The 23028-nt window shown below is 65.2% G+C and carries 20 protein-coding genes; 13 read left to right on the forward strand and 7 right to left on the reverse strand.

Annotation, left to right across the window (positions count from 1 at the left end):
* From X265_RS30340 to X265_RS30350, 3 genes are all read left to right on the forward strand, one after another.
* Nucleotides 1-1239, forward strand: coding sequence for a URC4/urg3 family protein (locus tag X265_RS30340; protein ID WP_128968164.1), 1239 nt, complete (start codon nucleotides 1-3; stop codon nucleotides 1237-1239).
* A gap of 37 nt (nucleotides 1240-1276) precedes the next feature.
* Nucleotides 1277-1906: a uracil phosphoribosyltransferase gene (upp, locus tag X265_RS30345; RefSeq protein ID WP_128968165.1), complete on the forward strand. Its 630-nt coding sequence runs from the start codon at nucleotides 1277-1279 to the stop codon at nucleotides 1904-1906.
* 82 nt (nucleotides 1907-1988) lie between these two features.
* Nucleotides 1989-2201: a hypothetical protein gene (locus X265_RS30350; protein WP_128968166.1), complete on the forward strand. Its 213-nt coding sequence runs from the start codon at nucleotides 1989-1991 to the stop codon at nucleotides 2199-2201.
* A 9-nt stretch (nucleotides 2202-2210) separates the two neighbouring features.
* Here the strand turns inward: X265_RS30350 and X265_RS30355 are convergent, their stop codons facing one another.
* Together X265_RS30355 and X265_RS30360 are read right to left on the reverse strand one after the other, a co-directional pair.
* Nucleotides 2211-3317 carry a M48 family metallopeptidase gene (locus X265_RS30355; protein ID WP_128968167.1) on the reverse strand — a complete coding sequence of 369 codons (1107 nt, stop codon included), beginning with the start codon at nucleotides 3315-3317 and terminating at the stop codon, nucleotides 2211-2213.
* Nucleotides 3318-3320: 3 nt separating this feature from the next.
* The gene (locus tag X265_RS30360; protein ID WP_373291734.1) at nucleotides 3321-4469 is read right to left on the reverse strand and encodes a YjgN family protein; all 1149 of its coding nucleotides are present in this window, start codon (nucleotides 4467-4469) and stop codon (nucleotides 3321-3323) included.
* A gap of 310 nt (nucleotides 4470-4779) precedes the next feature.
* Between X265_RS30360 and X265_RS30365 the strand changes: the two genes are divergently transcribed.
* Together X265_RS30365 and X265_RS30370 are read left to right on the forward strand one after the other, a co-directional pair.
* Nucleotides 4780-6045 (forward strand): cytochrome P450, encoded by a 1266-nt coding sequence (locus X265_RS30365; RefSeq protein WP_128968169.1) that lies wholly within the window; start codon nucleotides 4780-4782, stop codon nucleotides 6043-6045.
* Between the two features lie 25 nt (nucleotides 6046-6070).
* Nucleotides 6071-7345 carry a cytochrome P450 gene (locus tag X265_RS30370; protein WP_128968170.1) on the forward strand — a complete coding sequence of 425 codons (1275 nt, stop codon included), beginning with the start codon at nucleotides 6071-6073 and terminating at the stop codon, nucleotides 7343-7345.
* Between the two features lie 241 nt (nucleotides 7346-7586).
* Here X265_RS30370 and X265_RS30375 read toward each other — a convergent pair whose 3' ends face one another.
* Nucleotides 7587-8507: a LysR substrate-binding domain-containing protein gene (locus X265_RS30375; RefSeq protein WP_128968171.1), complete on the reverse strand. Its 921-nt coding sequence runs from the start codon at nucleotides 8505-8507 to the stop codon at nucleotides 7587-7589.
* Between the two features lie 125 nt (nucleotides 8508-8632).
* On the opposite strand from X265_RS30375, the gene X265_RS30380 reads away from it, so the two are divergent.
* From X265_RS30380 to mdlC, 4 genes are all read left to right on the forward strand, one after another.
* The gene (locus tag X265_RS30380) at nucleotides 8633-9802 is read left to right on the forward strand and encodes an acyl-CoA dehydrogenase family protein (protein ID WP_128968172.1); all 1170 of its coding nucleotides are present in this window, start codon (nucleotides 8633-8635) and stop codon (nucleotides 9800-9802) included.
* A gap of 9 nt (nucleotides 9803-9811) precedes the next feature.
* Entirely contained in the window at nucleotides 9812-10912 is a 1101-nt protein-coding gene (locus X265_RS30385; RefSeq protein WP_128968173.1) for a CaiB/BaiF CoA transferase family protein, read from the forward strand.
* 15 nt (nucleotides 10913-10927) lie between these two features.
* Complete coding sequence (locus tag X265_RS30390) at nucleotides 10928-11779, forward strand: HTD2 family dehydratase (RefSeq protein ID WP_128968174.1); 852 nt, start codon at nucleotides 10928-10930, stop codon at nucleotides 11777-11779.
* A gap of 137 nt (nucleotides 11780-11916) precedes the next feature.
* Nucleotides 11917-13539: a benzoylformate decarboxylase gene (gene mdlC, locus X265_RS30395; RefSeq protein WP_128968175.1), complete on the forward strand. Its 1623-nt coding sequence runs from the start codon at nucleotides 11917-11919 to the stop codon at nucleotides 13537-13539.
* A 5-nt stretch (nucleotides 13540-13544) separates the two neighbouring features.
* Here mdlC and X265_RS30400 read toward each other — a convergent pair whose 3' ends face one another.
* Nucleotides 13545-14333: an SDR family NAD(P)-dependent oxidoreductase gene (locus X265_RS30400; RefSeq protein WP_128968176.1), complete on the reverse strand. Its 789-nt coding sequence runs from the start codon at nucleotides 14331-14333 to the stop codon at nucleotides 13545-13547.
* A 75-nt stretch (nucleotides 14334-14408) separates the two neighbouring features.
* Here X265_RS30400 and X265_RS30405 point away from each other — a divergent pair, with 75 nt between their 5' ends.
* Nucleotides 14409-14870: a MarR family winged helix-turn-helix transcriptional regulator gene (locus X265_RS30405; protein ID WP_164938863.1), complete on the forward strand. Its 462-nt coding sequence runs from the start codon at nucleotides 14409-14411 to the stop codon at nucleotides 14868-14870.
* Between the two features lie 154 nt (nucleotides 14871-15024).
* On the opposite strand, the gene X265_RS30410 is transcribed toward X265_RS30405, so the two are convergent.
* Nucleotides 15025-15819, reverse strand: a complete 795-nt coding sequence (locus tag X265_RS30410; protein WP_128968178.1) for an SDR family oxidoreductase — start codon at nucleotides 15817-15819, stop codon at nucleotides 15025-15027.
* A 55-nt stretch (nucleotides 15820-15874) separates the two neighbouring features.
* Complete coding sequence (trhA, locus tag X265_RS30415) at nucleotides 15875-16570, reverse strand: PAQR family membrane homeostasis protein TrhA (protein ID WP_128968179.1); 696 nt, start codon at nucleotides 16568-16570, stop codon at nucleotides 15875-15877.
* A 181-nt stretch (nucleotides 16571-16751) separates the two neighbouring features.
* Here trhA and X265_RS30420 point away from each other — a divergent pair, with 181 nt between their 5' ends.
* Together X265_RS30420 and X265_RS30425 are read left to right on the forward strand one after the other, a co-directional pair.
* Complete coding sequence (locus tag X265_RS30420) at nucleotides 16752-18221, forward strand: YcjX family GTP-binding protein (protein ID WP_128968180.1); 1470 nt, start codon at nucleotides 16752-16754, stop codon at nucleotides 18219-18221.
* A complete protein-coding gene (locus tag X265_RS30425) occupies nucleotides 18218-19246 on the forward strand; it encodes a YcjF family protein (RefSeq protein WP_128968181.1) in 1029 nt (342 codons plus the stop codon). The genes X265_RS30420 and X265_RS30425 overlap by 4 nt, the downstream gene beginning before the upstream one ends.
* A 2-nt stretch (nucleotides 19247-19248) precedes the next feature.
* Here the strand turns inward: X265_RS30425 and X265_RS30430 are convergent, their stop codons facing one another.
* Nucleotides 19249-20754, reverse strand: coding sequence for a glycosyltransferase family 39 protein (locus tag X265_RS30430; RefSeq protein ID WP_373291733.1), 1506 nt, complete (start codon nucleotides 20752-20754; stop codon nucleotides 19249-19251).
* A gap of 336 nt (nucleotides 20755-21090) precedes the next feature.
* On the opposite strand from X265_RS30430, the gene X265_RS30435 reads away from it, so the two are divergent.
* Complete coding sequence (locus tag X265_RS30435; protein ID WP_128968183.1) at nucleotides 21091-22827, forward strand: adenylate/guanylate cyclase domain-containing protein; 1737 nt, start codon at nucleotides 21091-21093, stop codon at nucleotides 22825-22827.
* Nucleotides 22828-23028 lie beyond the last annotated feature (201 nt).

Below are 23028 nucleotides of genomic sequence, written 5' to 3' on the forward strand. Positions count from 1 at the left end.
ATGGCGGATGCTCTGGAACAACAGGCACGCGCGCTGCTCACCGCAAAGGCGGTTCGCGCGCGCGCCGGGCAAATGCTCGAGATCGGCCTCGCCGGCGGACTCACGCATTTCACTGTCGATCTCGATCGCATGGATGGCGTTGCAGATGCCGTGCTCGATGTGACGCGCAAGGCCTATCCGACGCTCGAGATTCCTTTCCATGCCCGGTGGCGGCATTTTGTGTTCGGCGGCCTCGATCGCTGGGCACAATTGGCCGACGCAACACCGTGGCCCGACCGTGCCGCACGGGCGCGCGCGGAGTTCGACCTTGCCATCGTCAGCGTGCTGCTCGACGCCGGCGCCGGCGCGGCGTGGCGATACCGTGATGCGGTGACGGGACAAGGCATCGGACGCTCCGAGGGGCTGGCGCTCGCAAGCCTCGACATGTTTGCCCGCGGACTGTTTTCCCGCGATGCACGTGCGCCGTTCAGGGTCGATGCGGATGTGCTCGCAAAATTACCGCTCTCGGCACTGACGTCGGCCTTCCAGGCCAGTGATGCCAATCCGCTGCTCGGCCTGGAGGGACGTACGAATCTGCTGCATCGCCTTGGCAAGCAGGTCGCCGCGCGCGCCGACATTTTCGGCATGCAGGACACGCCGCGGCCGGGCGGCCTGTTCGATCACATCGCCGCGCAGGCAAAGGACGGCGCTATCCCCGCACCCGCGATCCTGTCTGCGGTGCTGAACCAGCTCGGACCGATCTGGCCGTCGCGGCTGGAACTCGCGGGCGTCCCGCTCGGCGATTGCTGGCGTCATCCGGCGATCAAGGCCGATGATGCGACCGCCGGCCTCGTCCCGCTGCACAAGTTGTCGCAATGGCTGAGCTATTCGCTGATCGAGCCGCTCCAGCGGGCCGGCTTCGACGTCACCGATATCGACGGCCTGACCGGGCTTGCCGAATACCGCAATGGCGGCCTGTTCGTCGATCACGAGGTGCTGCGCCTGCGCGATGCGGCCGACGCCGATCGTGCGCATGCAGTGGATTCGCTGCTCGTCGTCGAGTGGCGCGCGCTCACGGTCGCGCTGCTGGATGGTCTCGCCGAACGCATCCGCACCAAGCTCGGCCGCACGCCGCGATCGCTTCCGCTCGCCAGCATTCTGGAGGGCGGCAGCTGGGCCGCCGGCCGCGCCGTCGCGTTTGCGCGCCGCCCCGATGGATCGCCGCCGCTCAAGGTGATCAGCGACGGCACGGTGTTTTAGCGCATTGCGCATCGATGAATTTCAGGAGCATCCCGCCATGGAAGGCGTCACGATCGTCGATCATCCGCTGGTGCAGCACAAGCTGACGCTGGTGCGCGATAAATCGATCTCGACCAAGTCGTTCCGCGAGCTGATCAAGGAGATCGGCATGCTGCTGTGCTACGAGGTGACGCGCGACTTGCCGCTCGCCGACACCATGATCGAGACGCCGCTGGCGACGATGCATTCGGCCAAGATCGCCGGCAAGAAGCTGGTGTTCGTGCCGATGCTGCGCGCGGGCACGACCTTCGTCGACGGCATGATGGACCTGGTGCCGACCGCGCGCGTCGCCCATATCGGCCTCTATCGCGAGCCCGAGAGCTTTGCCGCGGTGGAGTATTTCTTCAAATCGCCGTCCGATCTCAGCGAGCGCCTCGCCATCGTGGTGACGCCTGTGGTCGCCACCGCGAATACGGCGGTCGCCGCCATCGACCGGCTGAAGGAGCGCGGCGCCAGGGACATTCGCCTGGCCTGCCTGATCGCCGCGCCCGAAGGACTCGAGCGGCTGCGCGGCCTGCATCCGGACGTGCATGTCTGGACCGCGGCGGTGGACGAGGGCCTCGACGACAACGGTTTCATCCTGCCGGGGCTCGGCGATGCCGGGGACCGCGCCTACGGAACGCGGTGAGCCTGCCTGCCTCGACAGCCGCATCGCTTTAGGAACGGCTTCCGTCGCGCGAGGTTCTTCAGCTCTCAGCATGGAGAGCACGATGACCTATCAGGATGACGAGCGCAGGGCCGACAGAATACGCCGCAACAGCCCAATCGGCTGGGCGATCGGTGCGATCTTCGTGATCGCAGTGGTCGCGGCGGTCTTCTTCTACAACGGGCGCGACGTCGGTCCACAGGCGACGAGCAACACAGCGAACAACGCGCCGAGCGTCACCACGGGATCCAACACGCCGGCTGCACCGGCGAAGTGAGGCGCGCGTTCACACGCCGCCGCAGATGCCCTTCAGCGCCTGCCATTCCTTGTCCGTCAGCAGCGGCGGCCCGCTGGCGGGGCGGTCTTCCTTCGTCATGCGGGCGAGGCGGTCCTCAGTGAGCGGATGGCTTGCGAGGATCGTCGCGAAGCTCGAGCCGCCCTCCTTGCCGGTGATGCGGAACATCAATTCGGCCGCCGGCTTGGGCGAGCGGCCGAGCGCATGCATGATCTCGATCGCGAACGTATCGGCAGCTGTCTCGGCCTCGCGCGAATAGGAGGCTTCGACCACGCTGCGCGAGGCGAAGATCACCGCGGACGAGCCGGTGACGTCGCCGAACAACAGGCCGATCAGGAACGAGGTGCCGCCGTTGTAGATCAGGCCGCGCATGTTGTCGTGGTGCTTGAGATGGCCGAGTTCGTGGGCGAGGATGCCGGCGAGCTCGTCGGGATTTTCGGCCTTGTCGAGCAGGCCGCTCAGCACGTAGACCTTGCCACCCGGCAGCGCGAACGCATTCGGCACCGGGGTTCGCAGCACACCTGCCGTCATGGAGTCGTCGTCGAGCCCGGCCGCATCGCGCAGGCGGTTGACCAGCTTGCTGAACGCCGCCTGACCGGCCGCGCCATTGCAGGCGCCGCCACGGAAGATCGTCTTCACCTGCACCTCGGATGCGTCGCCAATGCGCCGCTCGATCGGCTTCGGCACCAGCGGCGCGAGGCGGTCCGCCGCGAGCGGCACGCCGAACAGCACGACGCAAACGATGGAGACGGCCGCCGCCACAGACCAGCCCACGATCTTTGCGACACCGCGACCGGTGGTCTGGTGCTCGTCAAGCCGCATGCAGCGGGCGGTCACATCAGCGGCAAGCACCGCATCGCGGATTTCGAGCCGCGCCAATGGCGGCGCGGACGTGGAGGCGAGCCTCAGGACCCCGGCCGGACTGTCGGCGCGGCGGATGTCCGCCCAGACCCAGCGAACCGGCGTCCCGCCCTCCTCGATGATCTCGAGCGCTTCGCCGAGCGTTAGCGTCACCTGCCGCCTGCGGCTCGACACGCCGTCGAAGAAGACCGTGGGCTTGACGGACTGCGCCGGTGCTTCGGTGGATAAGTCGCTCACGGCTCAGAATCCCGCGACATCGAGCCCATCAGCAAAGCCTTCGCCAAGTGCATTGGCAAGCTCGCCGCTGGCGCGGACGTCGGCCGCCGCTCCGATATTATGCACGTCGACGGTTTCCAGCACCTTGGCCCAGAGATCGCGCTGCAGATAGACGCGCATGATGATGTTCACGGCGAGGGCCAGCGCGAAATAGCCGATCACCATCAGCACCAGCATCGGAATGCTCTTGGCTGTGTGGCCTGGCGCGAACAGCTCATCGGCCGGCACGCCGCTCAGCTTGACGGCGAGCAGGGTGGCGCCGCCGAGGTAGAAGCCGAACAGGGTCGAGAGCAGCACCCACCAGCCGACCACCTTCCAGTAGAGGCCATAGAAAGCATTGTGCGGCAGATCCGACGACAGGCTGACGCCGCCGACGCGAATGCCATTCAGCCACCAGCGCCATTCCCGCGCCTTGAACTCGGCATAGAAGAACGGCGCGAGCGGGAAGATCACGATCGAGATCGGGCTGAGCAACCATAGCCACCAGCCGCGCTTGAAGAACTCCCAGCCGCGACCTTCGAAATCGCCCTGCAGATCGCCGAAATAAGTGTGCCGCATCTTGTAGCGCTCCAGCGACGCCTCGCGCCATGGCAGCGCCAGGCCGAACGTCAGGAACACCAGGAGGCCCCAGAGCATCGCGCGGAACGAATAGGCCCAGCCGGAGCCGTCCATCCAGAAGCGCACGCCACGCCAGACCGTGCGCGTCAGCCGGTAACGACGCGCGCGAAAGATCGCGAACTGACCGAAGGCATAGAACGAGATGAACAGCGGCGTCGAGGCAAAGCCCTGCCAGCGCTCGAACTCGATACCGACCAGGAAATAGGCGAGATAGATCGGCACCAGAATCGCGAGCGCGAACAGGAAGCCGACCAGCAGCTCCTTGGCCCGGCCGGTGTATTCGGCGGCGTCGCCGTCGACCAGGGTGTTCGACCACAAATGACGGCGGATGTCGGTGGCGAGCCAGAACCGGTAGAAGCCGAAGGTGACCAACTCCAGCAGGGCACCTTTGGTGACCATTTTGCGGAACATTGAGCGATTGCCGGTGAAATCGACCCGCGTGGGCGGCAGCGGCGGCGGGACCGGTTCGGAGGGACCTAGCGGGGCCCATTGCATATCATTCACGGCGGCAACCTCCGGATGCGGATCTGATCCGCTCAAACTATAGATCAGAGATTTGTCGATCCCCAACATGGATGGGTTCGATTTGGCTCGATTCCCGGCGATTTCTCGCACCGATCGGCGGGCTCAAGCGTGCCGGACATCACGTTGCCGAATATCGGGTAGCGAAGCGCATCCGGGCTACGCAGCTGAATTGCGACAAAACTGTCGCTTGCTCCGACGCACGTAACGCGTTGTAATTGCGATTCAAATACCGCAGAGCAGAATTCAAGAAAACGTGCGGTCCACGCCAGGGAGAACGGTCATGCATGGGACCATTGAAAGCGCGGCCAAGATCGACGCATTGCGCGCGCGCGCTTCGTCATTGCCGCTGGAGCAATATGATCCCGGTGACCCCGAGCTGTTCAGGACCGATACGTTCTGGCCCTATTTCGACCGGCTGCGCCGCGAAGATCCCGTGCACTATTGCAAGGACTCGATGTTCGGGCCGTACTGGTCGGTGACGCGCTACAACGACATCATGGAGATCGAGACCAACCATTCGGTGTTCTCCTCGGCCTCCTCGCTCGGCGGCATCACCATCCGCGACATCGATCCGGACCTGCGCCGTGAAAGCTTCATCTCGATGGACCCGCCGCGCCATGCCGCGCAACGCAAGACCGTGGCGCCGATGTTCACGCCGACGCATCTGGACAATCTCGCCATCAACATCCGCAAGCGCTCGGCCGAGTGCCTGGACAATCTGCCCCGCGGCGAGGTGTTCGACTGGGTCGACCAGGTCTCGATCGAACTCACCACGCAGATGCTCGCGGTGCTGTTCGATTTCCCCTGGGAAGATCGACGCAAGCTGACGCGCTGGTCAGATATTGCCACCACCCTTCCCGGTCCCGACGGCCTCGTGGCCACCGAGGACGAACGGCAGGCCGAGCTGACCGAATGCGCGCAATATTTCGCGCGTCTGTGGAAGGAGCGCATCGCGCAGCCGCCGAAAAGCGATCTGCTCTCGATGATGGCGCATGGCGCCGCCACCCGCGACATGGACGCGAAGAACTTCCTCGGCAATCTCGTGCTTTTGATCGTCGGCGGCAACGACACGACGCGCAACACCATGTCCGGCTCGCTTCTGGCGCTGAGCCAGCATCCGGAACAATACCGCAAGCTGCGCGAAAATCCTGACCTGCTCGACAGCTTCGTGCCCGAGGTGATCCGCTGGCAGACACCGCTGGCGCATATGCGCCGCACCGCGCTTGCCGATTTCGAGTTTCGCGGCAAGCAGATCAAGAAAGGTGACAAGGTCGTGATGTGGTACGTCTCGGGCAATCGCGACGAAGAGGCGATCGAGAAGCCCTACGAATTCATCATCGATCGGGCCCGCCCGCGCACGCACCTGTCCTTCGGCTTCGGCATTCACCGCTGCGTCGGCCTGCGGCTTGCCGAACTCCAGCTCAAGATTATCTGGGAGGAGATCCTGAAGCGGTTCGACCATATCGACGTGGTCGGCGAGCCGAAGCGGGTGTATTCGAGTTTCGTAAAGGGTCTTGAAACCTTGCCGGTTAAGATTGCGGCGTGAGTGAGAACCAACTGGAGCCTCGACCATGAACATCCAAACGCCGGTGAAAGTGGACAAGGCCGAACGCATGCGCCGGGCCCGCGAAGAGGCCTATGCGACGCCGCTTTCGCAATTCCACCCCGGCGCGCCCCGGCTGTTCCAGGACGACACCCTGTGGCCGTGGTTCGAGCGGTTGCGCAAAGAAGAGCCGGTGCATTACTGCACCAACGCGCCGATCGAGCCCTACTGGTCGGTGGTGAAATACAACGACATCATGCATGTCGACACCAACCACGGCATCTTCTCCTCGGACTCCACCCTCGGCGGCATCTCCATCCGCGACGTGCCTGAGGGCTATGACTGGCCGAGCTTCATCGCGATGGACCAACCCAAGCATTCGGCGCAGCGCAAGACTGTCTCGCCGATGTTCACCCCGACTCATCTGGACGAGCTGGCAAAATTGATCCGCCAGCGCTCGCAGACCGTGCTCGATAATTTGCCGCGCAACGAGACCTTCAATTTCGTCGAGCGCGTCTCGATCGAGCTGACGACGCAGATGCTGGCGACCCTGTTCGACTTTCCCTGGGAAGAGCGGCGCAAGCTGACGCGCTGGTCCGACGTGTCGACCGCGCTGCCCAAGAGCGGGATCGTCGCATCCGCCGAAGAGCGCCGCCGCGAGATGGACGAATGCTACGCCTACATGTCGAAGCTGTGGAACGAGCGCGTCAACTCCGAACCGCGGAACGACCTGCTGTCGCTGATGGCGCACAACCCGGCGACGCGTCACATGGATCCCGACAATCTCATGGGCAACATCATCCTGCTCATCGTCGGCGGCAACGATACCACGCGGAACACCATGACCGGGTCGGTGCTGGCGCTGAACGAGAACCCCGAGCAGTACGACAAGCTGCGCGCCAACCCTGCCCTGATCGATTCCATGGTGCCGGAGGTGATCCGCTGGCAGACGCCGCTGGCGCATATGCGGCGCACCGCGTTGCAGGACACCGAGATCGGCGGCAAGCATATCAAGAAAGGCGACCGCGTCGTGATGTGGTACGTCTCGGGCAATCGCGACGACGAGATGTTCGAGAAGCCGAACGACTTCATCATCGACCGCCCGCGCCCGCGCACCCACCTCTCCTTCGGCTTCGGCATCCACCGCTGCGTCGGCATGCGGCTCGCCGAACTGCAGCTGCGCATCATCTGGGAGGAGATGCTGAAGCGGTTCGACCGGATCGAGGTGGTCGGCGAGCCCAAGCGGATCTATTCCAGCTTCATCAAGGGATATGAATCGCTGCCGGTGCGGATTGCGGGGTAGACTTTTCATCGCCGTCATTCGGACGAACTGAGGCAATCCACTTCCGCAATCTCCACTGTCATGGCCCGGCTTGACCGGGCCATCCAGTACGCCGCGGCTTCTCGGCTCTAGCACTGCCGCCTCTGGAAGACTGGATTGCCCGCTTTCGCGGGCAATGACAGCGGAGTATGAGGTCGCCAGCTATAAAATTCCGGCATGACAGCTCGCGCCAGATGCGAAGGCACGACGGCACGCAGCTGTTCTAACTCAGCCTGATGTCCCACACGCCGTCCTTGCGGCAGGCCGCGACTTCCTCGCGCAGCAGCGCGGTGACGGCGAGCGAGGCCGTGGAGGCGGGACGGTCGATCGGAGAGGCGAAAATGAGCTCGCGGGTCATCGGCTTGGAGACAACAGCGGTTTCCAGCCGGCCGTCAGCGACCTCGCCGCGGACCGACGAGGGCGGCAGCAGCGCAAAGCCGAGGCCTTCCTCGACAAGGCTCGTCAGGACGCGGAAGGAATCCGCTTCCAGCTGGACGTTGAGCTTGATCTTGCGCTGGGCGGCAGCGTGCTCGATCAAGGCGCGGAGGCCGTGGGAATGACTGGGCAGCACCAGGCGCTGGCGCAGCAGCCAACCGAGATCGATGCTCTTCTTGCGCGCAAGACCGCAGCCGTGCGGCCCGACCGCGACGATATTGTCGCGGCCGAGGCTCTCCACGTTGAGATGCAGATCGGCGGAACGGCCGTAGAGGATGGCGAGATCCATCTCCCCGCGATGCAGCCATTCCACCAGATGGCCGCTGTAGCTCTCGACGATGCGCAGCGAGATGCCGGGAAATCTCTCGACGCAGCGCCGCGCAAAGCGCGCCGACAGCACGCAGCTCACGGTCGGAACGAGGCCAAGCACGACCTGGCCGGACGGCGGCCCCTTGGACGACTGGATGTCGTCGCGGATCTGATCGATCTGCCGCACGATGCCCGAGGTGCGCGCCAGCAGCAGGCGCCCCGCCTCGGTCAGCACCATGCCGCGGCCGTTTCGCGTGAACAGCTCGGTGCGCAACTCGTGTTCCAGAAGCTTGATCTGCCGGGACAGCGCCGGCTGCGCCACGCGCAGCGTATCGGAGGCCTTAGAGAGGCTGCCGAGCTCCGCCACGCAACTGAAGGTCCTGAGCTGCCGGAAATCCATGCTTGCCAATCCTGGAAGGCTACTCCATACGCTATAGCAAATGAGCATAGGGGGCTGGCGTTGTTTTCACAACGTCGGAGGATCGGCCGGCGTTATCTTAACCGCCGCTAGAAACGGGAAACGCCATGAGTGAAGACCACCACAGCGAAGATCACGCCGACATCCGCGAGGCCGTCGCAAAGCTCTGCGCGCAGTTTCCCGGCGAATATTGGCGCAAGCTCGATCGCGAGATGGCCTATCCCAAGGCGTTCGTCGATGCGCTGACCGAGGCCGGCTATCTCTCGGTGCTGATCCCCGAGGAATATGGCGGCGCCGGCCTGAAGCTGTCGGCCGCCGCGGCGATCCTGGAGGAGATCCAGCGCGCGGGCTGCAACGGCGGCGGCTGTCACGCCCAGATGTACACGATGGGCACCGTGCTGCGGCACGGCAGCGCCGAGCAGAAGGCCAAATACCTGCCGAAGATCGCCAGCGGCGAGTTGCGGCTGCAGGCCTTCGGCGTCACCGAGCCGACCAGCGGCACCGATACGTCCTCGCTGAAGACCTTTGCGCGCAAGGAAGGCAACGACAGCTATATCGTCAACGGCCAGAAGATCTGGACCAGCCGCGCCGAACATTCCGATCTGATGGTGCTGCTGGCGCGCACCACGCCGAAAGAGCAGGTCAAGAAGCGCACCGATGGTCTTTCCGTGTTCATCGTCGACATGCGCGAGGCCAGGAACAACGGCCTCGAGATCCGCCCGATCCGCACCATGATGAACCACGCCACGACGGAAGTGTTCTTTACCGACATGAAAGTGCCGGCGGAGAACCTGATCGGCGAGGAGGGCAAGGGCTTTCGCTACATCCTCTCCGGCATGAATGCCGAGCGCATCCTGATCGCGGCCGAATGCATCGGCGACGCAAAGTGGTTCATCGCAAAGGCCACCAATTACGCCAAGGAGCGCGCCGTGTTCGGTCGGCCGATCGGCCAGAATCAAGGCATCCAGTTCCCGATCGCCAAAGCCTATGCCTCCATGCGCGCGGCCGAACTGATGGTGAAGGAAGCGACGCGCAAATACGAGGCCGGGCTCGATTGCGGCGCGGAGGCCAACATGGCCAAGATGCTCGCCGCCGATGCATCCTGGGAAGCGGCCAATGCCTGCATTCAGACCCATGGCGGATTCGGCTTTGCCGAAGAATACGACGTCGAGCGCAAGTTCCGCGAGACGCGGCTGTATCAGGTGGCGCCGATCTCGACCAACCTCGTACTCTCCTTTGTCGCCGAGCACGTGCTCGGCATGCCCCGCTCGTACTGAGGTCGCACCATGGGAGCATTGGACGGGATCAGGGTGATTGCGGTCGAGCAGGCGGTGGCAGCGCCGTTCTGTTCCTCGCGCCTGGCGGATGCCGGCGCCGAGGTGATCAAGATCGAACGGCCCGAGGGCGATTTCGCCCGCGGCTATGACGCCGCGGCCAAGGGCCAGAGCAGCTATTTCGTCTGGCTCAATCGCGGCAAGCAATCGGCCGTGGTCGACCTCGCCACCAAGGAGGGCCGCGCCGAACTCGAGAAGCTGATCGCGAGCGCCGACGTGCTGGTGCAGAACCTCAAGCCCGGATCGATGGACAAGCTCGGCTTCTCGCGCGAGCGGCTGCTGAAGGACTATCCAAGGCTGATCTCGTGCACCATCACCGGCTATGGCGACGAAGGCCCGTACGCGCATCGCAAGGCCTATGATCTCCTGATCCAGGCCGAGAGCGGCCTCGCCTCGATCACCGGCAATCCCGACGGTGCTTCGCGCGTCGGCATGTCGATCGTGGATGTCGCGACCGGCGCCACCGCGCATGCGGCGATCCTGGAGGCGCTGATCGCGCGCGGGCGCACCGGCAAGGGCTGCGACATCCGCATCTCCATGTTCGACGTGATGGCGGATTGGTGCACCGTGCCGCTGCTCAACGCCGAGGCCGGCAATCCGCCGAAGCGCATGGGTCTGCGCCATCCTTCGATCGCGCCTTACGGCGTTTTCACCTCGAAGGACGGCAAGGACATCCTGATCTCGATACAGAGCGAGCGCGAGTGGAAGACGCTCTGCGCCGAGGTGCTGGACCGGCCGGACCTCCCCGCCGATCCCCGTGTTGGCAACATGGTGGAGCGCGTGCGCAACCGCGATTTCACAGACAAGATTGTCGCTGACATCTTCGGCACGATGACGCGCGACGAGCTGTTGAAGCGGCTGTCGGATGCCGACATCGCGTTCGCCGAGGTCAACACCATGGCCGACCTCACCAGGCATCCGCATTTGCGCCGCATCGAGGTCGACACGCCGAACGGCCGCGTCAGCTATCCCGCGCCGGCGCCGATCATCGTCGGCGAGACGCGCAGCTACGGCGCCGTGCCTGCCATCGGCGAGAATCCGAGGAAGAAATAACAAGAGCGAGGCGTCATGACCGAAAAGCTCGACATCGATCATTTGCGGCAATGGATCGGCCGCAGCGAGGAGGCAACCGACATCGTCACCGCGCAGCTCGTCAAAGGCCTGCGCGCAACGCTGTTCCAGGAGGTCGGCGCGCCCATGACGGGCGATGCCGCGCCGTTCACGGTACATTGGTGCCTGGCGCAGCCGGTGTTCCCGATGTCGATGCTGGGGCCCGACGGCCATCCGACCCGCGGCGGCTTTCTGCCGCCGGTGCCGCTGCCGCGCCGGATGTGGGCCGGCGGCGAGATCGAGTTCTTGCAGCCCTTGCGCGTCGGCGACGAATCGACCCGGACCTCGCGCATTGCCGACGTGCAGGTGAAGACGGGTTCGACCGGCACGCTGTGCTTCGTCTCGGTCGAGCACAGCATCTCATGCCCGCGCGGCGTTGCCATCCGCGAGCGGCAGGACATCGTCTATCGCGAGATGACAAGCAGTGCGCCGGCCACCGCGAAGGCCCCGCCCGCGCCACCGAAGGCGCAGCACCGCGAGACGCATATCTCCGATCCCGTGCTGCTGTTCCGTTATTCCGCGCTGACCTTCAACGGCCACCGCATCCATTACGACCGCGACTACGTCACTGAGGTCGAGGGCTACCCGGGCCTGATCTTCCACGGACCCTTGCAGGCGGCGCTCATCATCGAGATGGCGGCGAAGCTTCGCGGCGGAAAGGCACCGAAGAGGTTCACCTATCGCGGCCTCCAGCCTCTGTTCGAGGGCACGGAGTTCTCGGTCAATGCCAACGAGACCGACGCCGGCATGGAGCTGTGGACCGCGAACGCCGAGGGGCAACCGACGATGAAGGGCACGGCGGTGTGGTGAGTGTCTCTCCTCGTCATCGCGAGGAGCGAAGCGACGAAGCAATCCAGAGTGCCGCCGAGGTGAGAGTCTGGATTGCTTCGCTTCGCTCGCAATGACGGTGGGACCAGGAGCGCGAGATAAATAACGGGGACGAAACGATGACAAAGAACGGCAAGACCGGCAGCAAGTCCGTCACCGTCAAGCAGGCGACGCTCGACCTGCTGCGTGCCTTCGGCATCGACAGGGTGTTCGGCAATCCTGGTTCGACCGAGCTGCCGTTCCTGAGCGACTGGCCCGACGACATTGACTACGTACTGGCGCTGCAGGAGGCCTCCGCCGTCGGCATGGCCGACGGCTACGCGCAGGCGACGCGCAACGCCGGCTTCGTCAATCTGCATTCGGCGGCCGGTGTCGGCAACGCGCTCGGCAATATCTACACCGCGCACCGCAACCAGACGCCGCTCGTCATCACCGCGGGCCAACAGGCCCGCTCGATCCTGCCGCTGCAGGCGTTCCTCTATGCCGAGCGGCCTTCCGAATTCCCGCGTCCCTATGTGAAGTACAGCGTCGAGCCGGCCCGGCCCGAGGATGTGCCGGCCGCGATCGCGCGCGCCTATTACACCGCCATGCAGCCGCCCTGCGGCCCGACCTTCGTGTCGATCCCGGTCGATGACTGGACGCATGCCTGCGCACCGGTCGAGGCGCGCAAAGTCAGTCGCGAGATCGGCCCAGAGCCTGAGGCGATGAAGGGGCTGGCAGCCGCGCTCGGCTCCGCAAAGCACCCTGCCCTCGTGGTCGGCCCCGGCGTCGATCGCGCCGGCGCGGTCGATCTGATGGTGCGCGTCGCCGAGAAAGCCAAGGCGAGCGTCTGGGTCAGCCCGTTCTCGGCGCGCTGCTCGTTCCCGGAGCGGCATCCGCAATTCGCGGGCTTCCTGCACGCCTCGCCCGCACAGCTCTCCGATGCGCTGCGCGAGCACGACCTCGTCGTCGTGATCGGCGCGCCGGTGTTCACCTTTCATGTCGAAGGCCATGCCGCGATCTTCGACGGCGGCGCGACTATCTTCCAGATCACGGACGATGCCGATGCCGCCGCGGTAACGCCGGTGGGCACCAGCATCATCGCCACCATGAAGCCGGCGCTGAGCCTGCTGCTCGAGTTGCTGCCCGAGAGCAAGCGCGCGGCGCCAAAGGGCCGCACGCTGCCGCCGGCGCCGCAGCCCGCCGATCCGCTGCCGGTCGAATTCCTGCTGCATTCGCTGTCGCAGGCGATGCCGGAGGGCGCCTCGCTGGTCGAGGAAGTGCCGTCACATCGGCCGGCGATGCAGAAATTCCTGCCGATGCGTGGCCAGGACAGCTTCTACACCATGGCGAGCGGCGGCCTCGGCTATTCGCTGCCCGCGGCCGTCGGCATGGCGCTGGGCAAGCCGAAGCAGCGCACGGTGTGCCTGATCGGCGACGGCTCGGCGATGTATTCGATCCAGGCGCTGTGGACCGCCGCGCAACGCAAGCTGCCGCTCACCGTCGTCGTCATCAACAATTCCGGCTATGGCGCGATGCGCTCATTCAGCCAGGTGATGCAGGTGCGGAACGTGCCGGGCCTGGAGCTGCCGGGAATCGATTTTATCAGGCTCGCCGAAGGCATGGGATGTCATGCGGTGCGGGTGAGCAAAGCGGCGGAGCTGGGCGAGGCGCTCAAGCGCGGGATGGCGTTCGAGGGCACCAGCCTCATCGAGGTTATGGTGGATTCGGCGGTTCCGGTGCTCTACGGGCAGAAGCATTAGGCCCGCTAGGCCGCCAGAAATCCTCCGTCCGCCGCCAGCACGTGGCCGACCACGTAGGACGACGCGTCCGACGAGAGCCACACCACGGCTTCCGCCACCTCGTCCGGCGTACCCATGCGGCGCAGCGGCAGGCCGGCGCCGACGGTTGCGACATCGCCGACGCCGGCGCTCAGCATCATGTCGGTGATGACGCGGCCGGGCGCGATGGCATTGATGCGGATGCCGCGCGGCGCGTTCTCCATCGCCGCCGAGCGCGTCAGCGAGATCGCGGCCGCCTTCGAGGCCGAATAGAGCGAGAAGCCGGGGTTGGGATTGCGCACGCCGCTGACCGAGGCGTTGACGACAATGCTGCCGCGCCCCTGCGCCAGCATGACAGGCAATTGATGGCGCAGGCACAGGAACAGCGCGCGCACATTGGTGTCGAACACGCTGTCGTAGATCTCCGTGCCCTGCTCCTGTAATGGCGCGCGGCGCTCCTGGAAACCCGCATTGTTGAAGGCGACGTCGAGCCGGCCGCAGCGCTCGATCGCCGTGCGGACGAGGCGTTCGACGTCGTCCTCTCGCGTGATGTCGGTCTGGACCGCGATCGCGTCAGCGCCGAGCTCGCGGCAGGCCGCCGCAGCGGCCTCGATCTCGGGCTGGCGCCGACCTGCGACGACGATCGCCTCGGCGCTTTCGGCGGCCATCCTCAGCGCGGTGGCACGGCCGATACCGCTGCCGCCGCCGGTGACGAGGCAGACCTTGCCTCTCATCCGCACCCCCGCAGGCAAAGCTCCGCTCGCGATCTCATTCATGGCTCACTCCAAAACGCTTGCGCGCGCCGTTGCACGCATATAGTTGTATCATACAACTATATGCCGGGAGTCAAGATGGCCGAGCTTGCATTGATCGACGACATTCGCGCCGCCTCGCGGTTGATGGTGCGCGAGCTCGGCTTCATGGACGCGACGGTTGCGGCATCGGACTATCCGCCCTCGGCCGTGCACACCATTCTGGAGATCGGCATTCGCGGCCCGCTGACATCGGGCGAACTCGGCGATTTCCTGCGGCTGGAGAAATCCAGCGTCAGCCGCCTGGTGCGCAAGCTGATCGATTGCGGCGAGTTGCGCGAAACGGCGGATGAAAGGGATGCACGCAGCAAGCTGTTGTCGTTGACTGCGAAGGGCCGGCGCACGCTGGAGGCGCTGCATGCATTCGGCCGCCAGCAGGTTCGCGGCGCACTCGCGGCGCTGACGGAGGCCGAGCAGCGCAAGGTGCGTGAGGGGATGACGCTCTATGCGCGGGCGCTCAGGCAGAGCCGGATGGAGGCTGGGGTGGAGTTGGCGGCGTGAGGCGCGAGGTTGGTGAAGCCGCTTCTACATACTCGGTGTCATCGCCCGGCTTTGACCGGGCGATCCAGTAATCCGAGGCGGATGTGGTTGAGCCGACAGGCCACGGCGTACTGGATGCCCCGCCTTCGCCGGGCATGACAGCGTCGATGTGACCCTACTTCCCGAACTCCTCCCGCATCTTCGCCTGGATCTTGGCCATGCCGCCGATCCAGCGATCGTAATTCTCGGTCTTCTTGCGCATGTAGCCGAGCACCTGCGGATGCGGCAGGATCAGGAACGTTTCCTGCTCGAGACCGGCGAGCACGTCCTTGGCGACCTGCTCGGGCGTGAGGTCGCCGTCGCCGGATTGCGGGCCTTTCGGAATCGAGCGCAGCATGTTGGTGTCGACGCCCTGCGGGCAGAGGATCGAGACCTTGATGTTGTGAGCCTTGTGCGCGATCGCGAGATTCTCGGCAAAGCCCACCGCCGCGTGCTTGGTGGTGGAGTAAGCCGGGCTACCGACCTGCGACAGCAGTCCCGCGGCCGAGATGGTGTTGAGGAAATAGCCGCCGCCGCGCGCCTTCATCCGGGGGATGAGGTGCCGCGCCGCATAGACATGCGCCATGACGTGGATCGCCCAGCTGCGTTGCCAGGGCTCATCGGAGGCGCCGCCGGCATTTTCCGCCATCGGATCGAAGCCGCCGCCGATGCCCGCATTGGAGCAGAACAGATCGATCGGGCCGAACTGCCGCTCGGTCTCCTCGATGACGTGCGAGATGTCCTTTTCCTGCGCCACGTCGCATTTGAACGCCGCGCCATCCACCATGGCGGCAACAGCCCGCGCATTGGCGGCATCCATGTCGGCGACGACGACCTTGGAGGCGCCGGCGGCGTGGAAGGCCTCGCACAGCGCCTTGCCGATGCCGTTTGCGCCGCCCGTGACGACCACGACCTTGCCGGTCACCCGCATGCGACGTCTCCTCTTGTCTTATGCCGCACAGCTTTTGCCGCCTCGCGGAACTTGGCTAGCTCAACACAAGGTCGAGCACCGCGGTATAATGACATGCCGCGCCGGCCAAGACAAAGCCGTGCCAGATCGCATTCTGGAAGCGCAGCCGCCGCCAGGCGTGGAAGATCACGCCAAAGCTGTAGAGCAGGCCGCCGGCGAGGATGAAGCCGAGCACCAGCGTCGGCAGCGCCCTGACCACCGCATCGTAAAGCATCACACCGCTCCAGCCCATGGCGAGATAGATGCCGACCGAGACGCGGTCGAACCGACCCGGATAGAACAGCTTCAGCACGATACCAAGGATAGCGACGCACCAGACGCCGGTGAGCAGCACCAGCGCGAACGCGCTGTCCTTCACCTCCAGGATGAACGGCGTGTAGGTCGCCGCGATCAACAGGTAGATCGCGGAATGATCGAAGCGGCGCAACAGCCATTTGGCGCGCGAAACCGGCCAGAGATTGTAGGTTGCCGACAGCACCAGCATCGACATCAGCCCGGCGACATAGATCGAGACGCCGACGATATCGGTCGCATCGGCATAGACGACTGCCAGCACCACCAGCACGGTCGCCGCGATGATGCCGGCGAGCACGCCGACGCCGTGGATGATGCCGTCGGCAATCAGCTCGGCGCGATCGTAATTCCAGCCGAAGGCGTCGGCGGCGGCGTGGACGGAGGTGGATGCAAGTTGCTTCAACTGGAAGACGGTCATGGCAATCCGCGATAGCTGTGGCAATGCCCTTCTATATGGGTCTTTCGGGACCCACGCGTCGTTCAATCGGCTGATTTGCCGACAAAGACGGTGGAAGTATGAAGCTTGATTTTCCTCATGCAATTGCCACTTTTGTGAACGGCTTCTCTGTTCCGCCCGCCCCGGGATTACCAGCGTTCATATGGCATTCAGTTTTCAGGACATGGTCGAGGAGGCGCGGCTTTCGGCAAGGGCGCTGATCGACTATGGCGAGCACTTCTTCAGTCCGACGGTGCGGCTTGGTGTCACTGGCCTGTCGCGGGCCGGTAAGACCGTATTCATCACCGCGCTGATCCACGGGCTGACCCGCGGCGGCCGGTTTCCGGTGTTCGAAGCCTATGCCTCGGGCCGGATCGCGCGGGCGCATCTGGCGCCGCAGCCCGACGATGCCGTGCCGCGCTTTGCCTATGAGAACCATCTGCGCGCGCTGGTCGAGGAACGTCGCTGGCCGAGCTCGACGGTGGACATCAGCGAGCTGCGTCTCGTCATCGACTACCAGCGCCCGAACGGTGCCGACCGCACGTTGACGCTCGACATCGTCGACTATCCCGGCGAATGGCTGCTCGACCTGCCGCTGCTGCAAAAGAGCTACGAGCAATGGTCGGCCGAGAGCCTGGCGCTCTCGCGCGAGGTGCCGCGCGCGCACCTGGCCGCAGACTGGCACGCGCATCTGGCCATGCTCAAGCCCGAAGCGCACGAGGACGAGCAGGCGACGCTGACAGCCGCAAAGCTGTTCACCCAATATCTGCGCGCCTGCCGCGACGAACGCTTCGCGATGAGTCTCTTGCCGCCCGGCCGCTTCCTGATGCCCGGCAATCTCGCCGATACGCCGGCGCTGACCTTTGCGCCGCTCGACGTTCCCGCAGGCAGACAGGCGCCGGAGGGATCGCTGTGGGCGATGATGGCGCGTCGATTTGAGGCTTACAAAGATATCGTGGTGCGACCGTTCTTCCGCGATCATTTCGCGCGGCTCGACCGCCAGATCGTGCTGGCCGATGCCCTCTCCGCGTTCAACGCGGGACCCGAGGCGCTGCACGATCTCGAAGCGGCACTATCGGGCATTCTCGATTGCTTCCGCATCGGCCGCAGCACGTTTCTCTCCAGCCTGTTCCGGCCGCGAATCGACCGTATCCTGTTCGCGGCAACGAAAGCGGATCATCTGCATCATTCCAGTCACGACCGCCTCGAGGCCGTGCTGCGCCGCGCCGTCGCTCGCGCTGTCGCACGTGCCGAAGATACCGGCGCCGAGATCGACGTGGTGGCGCTCGCCGCGGTCCGCGCCACGCGCGAGGCCCAGGTTGCGCATGGCCGCGACGTCTTGCCCTCGATCCTGGGTACGCCCGCGGCGGGCGAAAGCGCGAACGGCGAGTTCTTTGACGGCAACACCGAGGTCGCGACGTTTCCGGGCGATCTGCCTGAGGATCCCGAGCCCCTCTTTGATGGGACGGACGCGTTCCGCGGATTGTCGACGCAAGCCGCCGAGAAGAGCGACTTCCGCTTCCTGCGCTTCCGTCCGCCAAAGCTCGAACGCGAAGGAACGAACGAGCCCACGCTGCCGCACATCCGCCTCGACCGTGCTCTGCAGTTCCTGATCGGAGACAAGCTCGCATGAACGACCGATCGAAGCCACGGCGGCCGGCGACGTTCCGGCTCGACAATCCCGATGTCGTCGTGACCGAGGCCGACGAGACCAGCCGGCTCAGTCGCGCCACCGTCCAGATCACGCCGGAGCCAGATCCGGCCAGCTTGCCGGTGCCCATTGAAACCGCGCTTCCCGTGCGGCGCGGCTTTCCCTGGGGCGCGCTGTTCTGGTCGGGCGTCGCCGGCCTGACGCTGCTCGGCACCGGGCTCGGCGTGGTCAGGCTGATCGAGGATCTTTTTGCGCGCAGCGAGAGCCTCGGCTTCGTCGGCGTTGCGCTCGCCTTCGTCACCACGCTTGCGCTCGCGGTGGTGATCGGCCGCGAGGCGTTCGGCCTTGCGCGGCTTGCGACGATCGAGAAACTGCATCGGCGTGCCGCCGAGGTGCTCTTGACCGACGATCGCAAGGAGAGCCGCGACATCGTCAAGGACCTGATCGCGATCGCGCACCAGAACCCGCGGCTTGCGCGCGCCCGTGCCGCGCTGGAAAGCCACACCGGCGAGATCATCGACGGCGCCGACATGATCCGGCTCGCCGAGCGCGAATTGATGTCGCCGCTTGATGAGGAGGCGCGGCGGCTGGTGTCCTCGGCCGCGCAGCGAGTCTCGATCGTCACGGCGGTGTCGCCGCGCGCACTGTTCGACGTGCTGTTCGTGTTCGTGGCCTCGCTGCGGCTGATCCGCCAGCTCGCCCGGCTCTATGGCGGCCGCCCCGGCGCGCTCGGCATGATCCGGCTGCTCCGCCACGTCATCGCCCATCTCGCCATCACCGGCGGCCTCGCCGCCAGCGACAGCCTGGTGCAGCAGATGCTCGGGCATGGGATTGCGGCAAAGCTGTCGCAGCGGCTGGGCGAAGGCATGTTGAACGGACTGCTGACAGCGCGGCTCGGGTTGGCGGCGATCGACGTCACCAGGCCGTTGCCATTCGCCGCGCTGCCGCCGCCGAAACTGTCAGACCTCGCGACGGATTTGTTGCGCAGGAAAGAGGACGAGGAGTAGCGCTAGGCGAGCGGACGAACCTCAAACTGCCCCGCCAGCACGCGCCACTGGAACAGCGGCGAGTCCTTTGGCGGCGAGAGCTGCGGGGTCCATCCGGTGAGCTTGTCGAGCGTATAGGTATCGATCAGGACTCCACGCCAGCGGCGTTCGACTTGCCCCACTGGCGTGCGCGTCGCGGGGATTGTCTCCCACAGAGGTGAATGATCATCGGGTTGGCGACCGACATAGAGTCCTACGTGTCCCCTGATCCTGTCCATGCCAGGATCATGGAAATCCTGGAAGCGGCCGCGCTCGTTGATCTCGACTACGGGAACGCGGCCGCGGAACAGCCAGCGCATCATGGCATAGGTGCGATAATCCGTGGTCGCGATCCAGGTCGCGCCGGTCTCGTCGAGCGCGGCCTGGGCGCGTGCGGCGACCTGCTCGTAGCCGGCCTCCGCGCCGATCGGATCCATCTTGCCGAGCAAGTTCCAGGGCGCGGCGGCGTAATAAAGGAACACGATTACGACGAAGGCGATCCCGGACACCAGCGCCGTTTCCGCCCAAAAGATGCTCGAGCGGATCATCCGTGCCGACCAACCTTCTCCAGGCAGCATCGTTAGATTCACCGCGGCAGCGGCAAAACCGACCGGCCACATGAACATCGGCCAGGTGTCACCGACCCTGAGTGTAAACGACTTGAGAAAGAAGTAGACGAACGGCACCAGCACCGCGGTCGAGAGCAGGATCGCCACCGGCTCGCGGGAGCGAGTGCCGCGCCATGCCGTCAGGACGAGGCCCGACAGCACCACCGGCAGCATGACGAAACCGACGAGGCCGAGTTGCAGGCCGATGTAGTCGCCGACGGTTCGCAGCGAGATGCCGTAATTGGCGGTGGCGCGCACGCCCTGGAAGCGGAACGAGGCCCAGTCGTGCTGCGCATTCCAGATCAGCACCGGCGAAAACACGGCGATCGCGATCAGCACCGCCAGATAAGGATAGGGACTGCGCAGCCAGCGCCAGCGCCAATCCGGCACCAGCAGGAACGCAGCAACCGCCGGCGCGAACATGATGGCAGTGAATTTCGACAGCAGCGAGAGTCCTGCGAACAGGCCAGCGGCGAGCCACCAGCGGCCGTCCCCGCTCTGAGCAAGCCGCACCAGGGACCACATCATCGCTACCGCAAACGGGATCATGGCAACATCGGGCGCGACCTTGGCCATCAGCAGGCCGTAATAGAGCGCGGCCTCGGGCATCAGCACCGCCACCACGATCGCGCGCACGTCATGGGTGAGGCGGCGGACCATATCGGCGAGCAGCAGCTGCATCACCAGCATCGCGACAATGCCGCCGAAGCGGACGCCGAGCACGGTGTCGCCGAAGATCGCGGTGCCGAAGCGGATCAGCCAGGCAATGCCGGGCGGATGATCGAGGAAGCTCAATGCCGCCTCTTTCGACCAGGTCCAGTAATAGGCTTCGTCGGTGCGCAGCTCGATCGCGGAGGCGTAGACGATGCGCAGCACCGTCATCGCGGCAATCACCAGCGCGGCCACCACAAGCGGCCGGCGCGAGGCGTCGTGGGGCTTCACGGAGATGTCGGGAGCGATCGTCACGGCCGCGCTTTTCCCCGACTTGGGAGGGGGAGTCAATGTGGCCACCGTCATGCCGGGCAAGCGAAGCGCGGCCCGGGATGATAGCGGGGGTGTGGAGGCAAAACGGTGGGCACGGCGCTGATCCGCCTTTGCCCACCTTACAAGACTTACCGTTACGTAACCTTGTCGCGCATGTGATCGGATCGGCCATCGACCCGGCGGAATTTAACTCTCCGCTGGCTGTTCTCCTTAATGAGCTGATACAACCGAATCATGGCCAGGACCGTCCTTTTGCGATTGCCCGAACTCGTCCGCTCCACCAGCGCGCGGCAGGTCCGGCTGGTCTGCGGAATTATCCTGTTCGCCTATGTGGTCAGCCATTTCCTCAACCACGCGCTCGGCAATATCTCGGTCGATGCGATGCAGGCCGGGGTCTATTACCACGTCGCGTTCTGGCAGTTCCTCCCGGTCGCGATCGTGTTCTACACCGCCGCCCTCACCCATATGGGTCTCGGCGTCTACGCGCTTTACCAGCGCCGCCAGTTCCGCTGGCGGACGATCGAGCCGCTGCAGCTCTTGCTGGGGCTGAGCATCCCCGCGCTGGTGATGGCCCATGTGATCGGCATCCGGCTCGGCCAGATGCTGTACGGGCACGAGAAGCTGTATCCGCAGGAGCTTTATCTCTTTTTCGTCGTGGCGCCCGCCCGGCTCTGGACCATGACGATCCTGCTGATCGTCGCCTGGGTGCACGGCTGCATCGGCATCTATTTCTGGCTTCGGCTGAAACCGTTCTTCACCCGCGCGGCGCCCTATTTGCTGGCGGCCGCCGTACTGATTCCAACGCTGGCGCTGCTCGGCATCTACCAGGGCGGCCGCAGCGTCGCTGCCGACAGCGAAGACGGAGACTGGCGCAAGCAAAATTACACGCAGCGCGAGGTCGGCACGTTCGCCCAGGCCGACACGCTCGACCGCATCACCGGCGCGCTCACCATCAGCTATATCGGGCTACTCGGCCTGGCGCTGCTCGGACGCGGCGTGCGCGGCTGGCGCGAGCGGCGCGGCGGCATGATCGCGCTGTCCTATGGCAACGGCAAGACGGTGCGCGTGCCCAAGGGGCTCTCCGTGCTGGAGGCGAGCCTGCGCCACAACGTGCCGCATGCCAGCGTCTGCGGCGGCCGCGCCCGCTGCTCGACCTGCCGCATCCGCATCATCGGCGACCACGGCGCCCTGCCCGAGCCATCGCAGCGCGAAGCTTTCGTGCTGGCCCGCGTCGGCACCGCCGATCCCTCGATCCGGCTGGCCTGCCAGCTGCGGCCGGATTGCGATCTCTCCTTCTTCCAGCTGTTCATGCCACAGATGCTGTCGGCGAACGCACAGGCGTCGTCGCCCGCGAGGATCGGCCAGGAGCGCTATCTCGTCAGCCTGTTCGTCGACATGCGCGGCTCGACGCAGCTTGCCGAGAAGCGTTTGCCGTTCGACACCGTCTTCATCGTCAATCGTTTCCTCGGCGCGGTGTCGCAGGCGGTGATCGAGAATGGCGGTCAGCCGAACCAGTTCGTCGGCGACGGCATGTTGGCCCTGTTCGGCCTCACGACCGATCCGCACACTGCGTGCCGGCAGGCTCTGAAGGCGGTGGCGGGCATCGCAACCCATGTGGACGAGCTCAACGAATTGCTGAGCCACGATCTGCGCCAGCCGATCCGCTTCGGCATCGGCGTCCATGGCGGCGAGGTCATCATCGGCGACATCGGCTATCGCGACCACATCGTCTTCACGGCGCTTGGCGATGCCGTCAACGTCGCAGCCCGGCTTCAGGACATGACCAAAACGCTTCAGTGCGAGGCGATCGTCTCCGAGGAGGTCCGCCGCACCGCCGGCCTTCACGACGATGCGCTACCGAAGCAGGAGGTCGCGATCCGCGGCCGCGACGAGCCGATGGTGGTGCGCGTCGTTGCAGATACCAGGACATTGTCCGCCCTCATCGCCGGCGGCGAGCGCGTCGCGGCGTAAAGCGATCCACGCGGACAGCTGCGCTCCCTCTCCCGCTTGCGGGAGAGGGTATCTCCGCAATGGGACAATCCCCCAGAGGAAAAAGCCCTCCCGGCCTCTCGCGCAAGCGGGAGAGGTGAAGCAAGAATCATCACCGCGTAACACCGGCCTGTTGCAGCGCAGCGGCATGGGCTTGCTGCGAAAGCACGAATTGACTTCAAC

This window comes from Bradyrhizobium guangdongense (assembly GCF_004114975.1).
Classification (GTDB): Bacteria; Pseudomonadota; Alphaproteobacteria; order Rhizobiales; family Xanthobacteraceae; genus Bradyrhizobium; species Bradyrhizobium guangdongense.